Here is a 4,462-nt window from a genome sequence, read left to right as displayed (position 1 = left end):
GGCTCGCTCCCACAGTAGATCTCAAGTGTTCACAGCATTTGTGGACGACAAAGATCCATTGTGGGAGCGAGCCTGCTCGCGATGGCGGGCGACTCGGTCTATCTATCGGACTTTATCCTCACGCCCCCGCAACACCCTGTTCGGCATCGCAACCGCCGCCGCCAACCCCAGCAACGACACCGCCGCACTGACCATCAGCAAATGCCTGAACGTCAGCAGCAACTCGGCGCGCAAGGCGTTCTGCGCCTCCCCCGGTGCAGCGTTCAAACCGTCCAGCAACACATTCCCTGAACGGCCCTCGGCAATCATCGACGAACCGGCCAGGTGGGCGAAGCTCGAATCCTGCAGCAGCGCCAGCAACAGCGCCGACATCAATGCCACCCCCACCGCGCCGCCCAGCGAGCGGAACAGGTTGGTGGTGCTGGTGGCGACGCCGATGTCCCGCTGTTCCACCGAGTTCTGCGTGCCGACCAATGACGTCGGGAATTGCATGCCGCTGGCAATGCCGCTGAGCAACATAAACAGACTGCTGAGCAAGAAGGCCTGGGGCGGACTGAAAGCCATGCCGAGAATCGAGATCGGCATCAGCACCGCCCCTACCAGGATCATCGGTTTGTAGCGCCCGGTCACCGAGGTGCGGCGTCCGGCGAAATAAGCCCCGATCGGCAAGCCCATGGCCAGCGGCAACAGGTGCAGCGCGGCGCTGTCGGCCCCGGCGCCGGTGACGCTCTGGAAGCGCAGCGGCATCAGCACGATCAGCGAGATGGCCTGGAAACTGGTGAAGAAAATCGTGCACCAGCACAGGATCGCGTTGCGGTTGGCAAACAGGTGCATCGGCAGCAACGGCTCCCGCGCCCGGCGCTCATGCCAGACGAACAGCGCCAGCACCAGCACCGCGCACCCGAGCAGGCCCAGCACTTCGGCGCTACGCCATGAGTGGCCCTGACCGACTTGCGTGATGCCCAGCAGCAAGGCGGTCAAACCGATAATCATCAGCAACGTGCCGAGGTAATCGATGATCGGTTGGCGTTGTGGCACGGGCAAACCCACCAGTGTGCGATTGGCCACCAGCCAGGCCCCGATGCCCAGCGGCAGGTTGATCAGAAATACCCAGCGCCACGATAGGTATTCGGTCATGTAACCGCCGAGCACCGGGCCGGCAACACTCGCCACGGCGTACATGCTGCTGAAATAACCCTGATAACGACCGCGCTCCCGGGGCGGGACGATATCCCCGATGATCGCCTGGCTGACCGAAATCATCCCGCCCGCACCGATGCCCTGGATGATTCGCGCCAGCACCAGTTGTTCCATGCTTTGGGCCATGCCGCAGAACAGCGAGGCGAGGGTGAACAGCCCCATTCCGAACAGCATCAACTTGCGTCGGCCGTACAGGTCGCCGAGCTTGCCGTAGATCGGCACCGCCACGGTCATCGCCACCATGTAGCCGGAAATCACCCAGGCCAGCAGGCTGACGTCCTTGAATTGCGCGGAGATGGCCGGCATGGAAACGGCGACGATGGTCTGGTCCAGTGCGCCGAGAAAGATCGCCAGCATCAGGGCGATCAACACGCTGCGAATAGCCGGTTTAGGCGTTTCAGGCTGGTTGAGATTGGTCACGGTGGAACCTGCGGGCAGTGAGTGTCCCGCACGAGGCAATGGCGAGCGGGGATGCTCGCCAGTGTAAGTCGGTAGGAGGCTATTCGATAGCCTCATAAGGAAGCCCGACGTAATTTTCTGCAATGGTTTTTCGACCGGCTTCGGAGTGTACGAAGTAATCCAGTTCCGACTCGCAGATGCGCTGGCTGAAGGCGTCGTGATCATCGAAGCGGTGCAGCATCGACGTCATCCACCAGGAAAACCGTTCGGCTTTCCAGACCCGGCGCAGGCAGATCTCAGAGTATTTCTCCAGCAGATCTAGGCGTCCCTCGGTGTACGCCTTTTGCAAAATGGTGAACAAGGTGCTGACGTCGCTGGCTGCCAGGTTCAGGCCTTTGGCGCCAGTGGGCGGGACGATGTGCGCCGCGTCGCCGACCAGGAACATCCGCCCGTACTGCATCGGTTCGACCACAAAACTGCGCAGGGGCGCGATGCTTTTTTCGATGGACGGCCCGGTCACAAGAGTATCGGCCAGCGCCGCAGGCAGGCGCGATTTGAGCTCCTCCCAAAAGCGCTCATCCGACCAGGCCTCGACCTTCTCGTCGGCCGGCACCTGAAGGTAGTAACGCGTGCGGGTTGCCGAACGCATGCTGCACAAGGCAAAACCGCGTTCGTGGCGGGCGTAGACCAGTTCGTCATGGACCGGCGGCGTATCAGCGAGAATCCCGAGCCAGCCGAATGGATAGACCCGCTCGAAGACCTTCAGGCACTCGGCAGGAATCGACTGTCGCGCCACGCCATGGAAACCGTCGCACCCGGCGATGTAGTCGCAATCAAGGCGCCAGGTCTCGCCATCCTTCTCAAACGTCACGAACGGTTCTGCGGTTTTCATTGCGTGCGGTACGACGTTGCCGGCCTGGTAAATCGTCTGCGCGCCAGCCTCCCGACGAGCGGCCATCAGGTCCCGGGTGACTTCGGTCTGACCGTAGATCATCACGGTTTTGCCACCGGTCAGGGCTTGCAGATCGATGTGTACCCGGCGTCCGTCGAGGGCCAGCTCGAAACCGCCATGGACCAGCCCTTCGGCATCCATGCGCTGACCCACCCCGGCCTGACGCAAAAGCTCTACCATGCCTTGTTCGAGGACACCGGCGCGGATTCGGCCGAGCACATAGTCGGGGGTCTGTCGTTCAAGGATCAGGGTGTCGATTCCGGCGTTATGCAGCAATTGGCCGAGCAGCAAACCGGAGGGGCCGGCGCCAATGATGGCGATTTGGGTTTTCAGCGTTTTCATTGTTTTTATGACTCGCAAGCTTCACGCGACCACGGCCGGTGAATGATTTTTATGGATCGAGTGCTTGCATTTTTCCCTTGCGGGTCTGTCAATTGAAGGTGAAAACTGAGCCGATACCTGTACATTCTGCCAATCGGTGCGATTATCGCCCGTAACCCTCTGAGGCCTGGATTGAAGTGATGAACAAGCCTGACCTACCTTCGATTCCAGTGTTCAAGCTCTACGGTGAAAGCCTGGACTGGCCGACCCCCGACTTGCTGCACTGTGAAACCATTTCCAAACGCAGCCGCGAACATCAATGGGAAATCAAACCCCATCGTCACGCTGATTTGTGCCAGTTGCTCTTCGTATTCAAAGGTCAGGCAGAGCTTGAAATCGAAGGCAAACACACGGAGCTGACCGAACCGGCGATCCTGATCCTGCCGCCGTTATCGGTGCATGGTTACCGGTTTTCCGAGGACGTCGAAGGGTTCGTCGTGACCCTGGCCGCGCCATTGATTGCCCATCTTCAGGCGCAACTGGGCAACTCGGTGAACGCGCTGGCCCAAGCCGAAAGTTATCCGGCGGGCAAGGACAGCGACTACCTCAACAGCCTGTTTTCAGCGCTGCAAGAGGAATACACCGGGCACCAGCCTGCGCGTGAAATGCTCATGCATTCGCTGGTCAGCGTGATCATGGTGTGGGTCAGCCGCCAGGTGATTTCGCGCCGCGCTGCCAGTCAGCGTCCGCACCGTGCCCGGGAGTACCTCAACGGTTTTATCCAGCTGGTGGAAGAGACCTACCGTCAGCACGTCAAGGTCGAGGACCTGGCGCATCGGCTGGGGATCTCCGTGTCGCACCTCAACGGCACCTGTCGTGAGCTGGCGGGGCAACCGGCGTTGCAGATCATGCACGAGCGACAGTTGCTGGAAGCCAAGCGCTTGCTGACCTACACCAGCATGACCATTTACGAAATGTCCGACGTGTTGGGGTTTTCCGATCCGACCAACTTCACACGCCTGTTCCGGCGTCGGGTAGGGATCTCGCCCAAGGCTTTTCGCGACCGCTTGAAGGCCGATCAGGACAACGAGGCCTGACCGCCTTCGTTACCGAAGGGCGTTGAGGGTCGCGTTGTGGGGAATGCAGCGCTCGAAGTTACAACTCGCGTAGTCGCGGGGCAGTTGTCGCAACTGCTCGACACGCCAGGCGGCGGTGCCATACAGCGCCAGCGTCGCCGCGCAGGTGACGAAAATGGCGAGGTATCTTCTTGTTTTGGTGTTCATGGCGTTGACCTCTGAACGAATACCCTCCGGTATTACTTTGAGCATAGGTCAGCGGGAGTGAGTTGCCAGTGACAGGGCTTTTGTATGTACCCCGACATTCAGAACACTGATACCCCCCTGTGGGAGTGCGCCTGCTCGCGATAGCGGAGTGTCAGGCAACAAAGATGTCAGATTTCAGACCGTCATCGCGAGCAGGCTCGCTCCCACAAGGGGAGTGGAGTCGAGCGCAAAGGCTGCGGTATCACCAATCAAACTGTGGGAGCGAGCCTGCTCGCGAAACCGGAGTGGCCGGCAACAAATATTTCAT

General features: G+C 60.3%; 4 protein-coding genes. 1 reads left to right on the top strand and 3 read right to left on the bottom strand.

Going from position 1 to position 4,462, the window contains the following annotated elements; translation table 11 throughout:
• Positions 1-102: 102 nt before the first annotated feature.
• Entirely contained in the window at positions 103-1,620 is a 1,518-nt protein-coding gene (locus QMX98_RS32580; RefSeq protein ID WP_282411975.1) for an MDR family MFS transporter, read from the bottom strand.
• 79 nt (positions 1,621-1,699) lie between these two features.
• The gene (gene pobA / locus QMX98_RS32575) at positions 1,700-2,884 is read right to left on the bottom strand and encodes a 4-hydroxybenzoate 3-monooxygenase (protein WP_282411976.1); all 1,185 of its coding nucleotides are present in this window, start codon (positions 2,882-2,884) and stop codon (positions 1,700-1,702) included.
• Positions 2,885-3,072: 188 nt separating this feature from the next.
• On the opposite strand from pobA, the gene QMX98_RS32570 reads away from it, so the two are divergent.
• Entirely contained in the window at positions 3,073-3,969 is an 897-nt protein-coding gene (locus QMX98_RS32570) for a helix-turn-helix domain-containing protein (RefSeq protein ID WP_010457596.1), read from the top strand.
• A gap of 9 nt (positions 3,970-3,978) precedes the next feature.
• Here the strand turns inward: QMX98_RS32570 and QMX98_RS32565 are convergent, their stop codons facing one another.
• Positions 3,979-4,155: a hypothetical protein gene (locus tag QMX98_RS32565; RefSeq protein ID WP_010457594.1), complete on the bottom strand. Its 177-nt coding sequence runs from the start codon at positions 4,153-4,155 to the stop codon at positions 3,979-3,981.
• Positions 4,156-4,462 lie beyond the last annotated feature (307 nt).

The organism is Pseudomonas sp. PS02303, assembly GCF_029959925.1.
Taxonomy (GTDB): Bacteria; Pseudomonadota; Gammaproteobacteria; order Pseudomonadales; family Pseudomonadaceae; genus Aquipseudomonas; species Aquipseudomonas mandelii.
This window is presented reverse-complemented; position numbering and strand designations above follow the sequence as displayed.